Genomic DNA, 3,303 nt, shown 5'->3' with positions numbered 1-3,303 from the left:
CTCGATCAGCTCCTGAACCTCGCCCGGATGCGCTTTCAGCACGAGAATCCGGTCGGCGAGATACACCGCCTCATCCAGATCGTGGGTAATGAACACGATCGTGATGTCGATGTTTTTCCAGATTTCCATCAGGTGCGACTGCATCCGGGCACGGGTCTGGGCATCCAGCGCGCCGAAGGGTTCGTCCATCAGCAGGATGCGTGGCTGATTGGCCAGCGCCCGTGCAATCGCAACGCGTTGCTTCATGCCGCCGGATAACTGGTGCGGATAATGATTGGCAAACTTGCTCAATCCGACGAGATCGATCCATTGCAGCGCTTCCTGTTCCGGCAGCCCACCCCGCCCGGAAACCTGCAAACCGAACATCACGTTCTTCTTCACGGTCAACCAGGGGAACAGGGTATAGCCTTGGAACACCATGCCCCGCTCCGGCCCCGGGCCTTCGACCGGCTTGCCATCGAGCAGAACTTCGCCGCCGCTGGCCTGTTCCAGGCCAGCCAGAATGCGGATCAGGGTCGATTTGCCGCAGCCGGACGGACCGATCACACACACAAACTCGCGTTTGTGCACCTTGAAGTTGATGTCCTTCAGCGCCGTGACCGGCCCTTGCGACGAATCAAAGTTCTTGCCGAGCCCTTTGACTTCCAGCACGACCGGCCGCTGCTTCAACCGCTCGAACCGCGCTTTGACCGCCTCGGACTGATCGAGGTAGCCAAGATGATTGGTGCTGTTTGTATCGTTATCACGCATCTGATATTCCCTCGGAGCGAGTTCTTGATTCATGCCTTGGCGCCACGCTGCCACGGAAAAATCCGGCGGGACAACCAGGCAAGTAGCAGATCCGTCGTAATACCGATGAACCCGATCATCATGATGGCGGCATACACGTTCTCGAAGTTCTTGTACCGGGCCTGCTGGGTGATGAACCAGGTGATGCCCGAACTCGCGCCAATCATCTCGGCCACGATCAGATACGTCCACGCCCAGCCCAGCAGGACACGCACATCACGGAACAGATCCGGCAGCATCCCTGGGATTACCACCCGGAATAACAGCTGCAACCGGTTGGCCCCCAGCGTCATGGCGGCCTCAAGCAACGAGGTGTCGATTTTCCGGGTCGTATTCGCCACCACCAGCACTTGCTGGAAGAACGTGCCGATCACGATGATGGCGATCTTCGGGGCTTCATTGATCCCGAGGATCGCGACCGCCAAGGCACCGAACGCAGGTGCCGGCAGGTAGCGGAAAAACTCAACAAAGGGTTCCGTCAATCGGGAAAATAGATCGAAGGTACCCGCTAAAATGCCCAACGGAATAGCGATGAGCGAAGAAATAAGGAACCCGAGGAAGATCACCGAGATGCTGTCCCCCAGGCTTTGGTAAAGCCATTTTTCATCCCGACGTTGTGGTGGCGTGGTGAAGGCGGTGTAGAACGCCGCGGCCACAGCACCGGGAGTCGGCAGATAGACCGGATTGGCTGGAATGCCTTGCGGCGGCGCTTTACCTTCTTTTTCCAGCCGATCCTGTTCCTTGTAGAACAGGTCCTTGTTCAGCAACATCCCGTCGCTGAAGTACGACACCGAGCCCGGATCGGTGATTTTGATCATCGGGTGCCAAACCGCGGGCACGTAACTCACCAGGCACCAGATCAGCAGCGGGATACCGAAGCTCATCACCGACAGCACGAAGCGTCGGCGCGGGGCCAGTGGCTGGCGAACGGAGAACCACGAGGAATGGGCCATTGAACTCATCTCCAATCAGACTCGTTTCATTCAGTAACGCGATTACTTCAGCGCATCGGTCAGCGAAGGATCAATGTAGGAATTGATGTCCTGCGGCACTGTGTACACCTTGTTATCGACATTGAACTTGTCCACGATCTCGGATGAGCCGTAAATCGAATCAAGGCCGGGACCTTTTTTGAAATGCGACTTCGCTTCTGCCAGAGTCAGGATCTTGGTGCCCTTCAGGAAAGCTTGATATTCCTCTGGTGGAACACCGACCCGCGAAGCCATGATGCGAACCGCGTCGTCGTGCGTTTTCGGCTCGTTGATGTAATCGACCACCCGATACCAGACCTTGATTACCTTTTCCCACTCGGCGCGGTGCATCGCCAGACTCTGTGGAGAAACGGCAAGCACGTCGTAGATCAGGCCGGGGGCGTCGGCACTGGTATAGATCGGCTTGGAACCGGGTACCAACTTCAACGCCGCACCTGAATTGGGTTGCCAGGCCCCGATCGCGGACACCTGTCCGGAAGCCAGAACCTGCGGTGTTTCGTTGGTCGGCACATTCACGAGCTGAACATCATTTTCAGTCATGCCGTTCTTGTGCAAGCCATTGAGCAGCAGCAGATGATCGACAAAGCCGATCTCCACACCCACCTTCTTGCCTTTGAGATCCTTGAGAGAATCAATACCCGGCGCGCCGACGATCATGTCATTACCATTGCTGTAATCATTGATCAGTATCATCACGCTCTTGGCACCGGTCGCCCCTGTAACCAGCGCATCGCCGTTGGTCATGGTCACTGCATCCAGTTTGCCCGCCGCAAAGGCTTCCATTGAAGGCGCATAATCAAACCAGTCGAACTTGACATCGACACCGGCATCCTTGAACCAGTTCTTTTCAATGGCCACCTGCCAAGCAACCCAACCCGGCCAATCGCTGTAACCGATCGTCAATGGCGCAGCACTCGCCAGTGCACTGCTACCTAAAAACGCCGCACCCAAAACAACTCGAGAAACCGCACGCAGGACAGACTTCATATCACACCTCTCTCTTGGTATTACCATTTAGACAAACAGTAATACCGAGATTGCATGAAGCAGGCCAAGAGAGATTATTATTGATTATTCAAATAGTTAACAAAAATCAGGCAGATAATGCCGCCCTTTTTTCGCACCATTTTTGTGCGCGATTACAATCCATCGCATCTAAATCAGTGCAGAACCGAAAGCCCCTGCTCCAGTCGAAGTTAACTGGCAAATTCAGGGAAATCCTTGCGGATTTCAGGCTACTCGCCGCTATTCAGCACGATTTGGCAGAAAAGAATTTTGATGAAGTGGCCGAGGCGGCCTTCGAGTATTCGGGCGTCAGTTCACCGTTGAATCGGCATCCGGTACCCTTCGTGCGCGACAGAACTCAGTAGTTGATCAGAATGAACGCCCCCTTGTCTTAGGGAAGCGCTGATTTATTCAGTGCTTCCCGCTTGGGGCAGGATGCCCCAACACGAACAAAGACGTAAGTCTTTGATTCGTGAGAGCCATCGCGGGCGTGTACCGCGATGAGCGAGCTGATTTA

Annotated in this window: 4 protein-coding genes; 1 reads left to right on the top strand and 3 read right to left on the bottom strand. The window is 55.2% G+C overall.

Annotation, left to right across the window (positions count from 1 at the left end):
* The 3 genes from PHD44_RS12510 to PHD44_RS12500 all read right to left on the bottom strand — a co-directional run.
* Positions 1-750, bottom strand: a 750-nt coding sequence (locus PHD44_RS12510) for an ABC transporter ATP-binding protein (protein ID WP_300192214.1), incomplete at its 3' end; no start/stop codon positions are given.
* A 29-nt stretch (positions 751-779) separates the two neighbouring features.
* Positions 780-1,751, bottom strand: coding sequence for an ABC transporter permease (locus PHD44_RS12505; RefSeq protein WP_300192213.1), 972 nt, complete (start codon positions 1,749-1,751; stop codon positions 780-782).
* A gap of 33 nt (positions 1,752-1,784) precedes the next feature.
* Positions 1,785-2,768, bottom strand: a complete 984-nt coding sequence (locus PHD44_RS12500) for an ABC transporter substrate-binding protein (RefSeq protein WP_300192212.1) — start codon at positions 2,766-2,768, stop codon at positions 1,785-1,787.
* An 80-nt stretch (positions 2,769-2,848) separates the two neighbouring features.
* Between PHD44_RS12500 and PHD44_RS12495 the strand changes: the two genes are divergently transcribed.
* Complete coding sequence (locus tag PHD44_RS12495; protein ID WP_300192211.1) at positions 2,849-3,151, top strand: hypothetical protein; 303 nt, start codon at positions 2,849-2,851, stop codon at positions 3,149-3,151.
* Positions 3,152-3,303 lie beyond the last annotated feature (152 nt).

The sequence above is a fragment of the Halothiobacillus sp. genome, from assembly GCF_028710545.1.
In the GTDB taxonomy this organism is placed as follows: Bacteria; Pseudomonadota; Gammaproteobacteria; order Halothiobacillales; family Halothiobacillaceae; genus Halothiobacillus.
The sequence above is the reverse complement of the archived record's forward strand: the minus strand, read 5'-3'. Positions and strand labels throughout refer to the sequence as shown.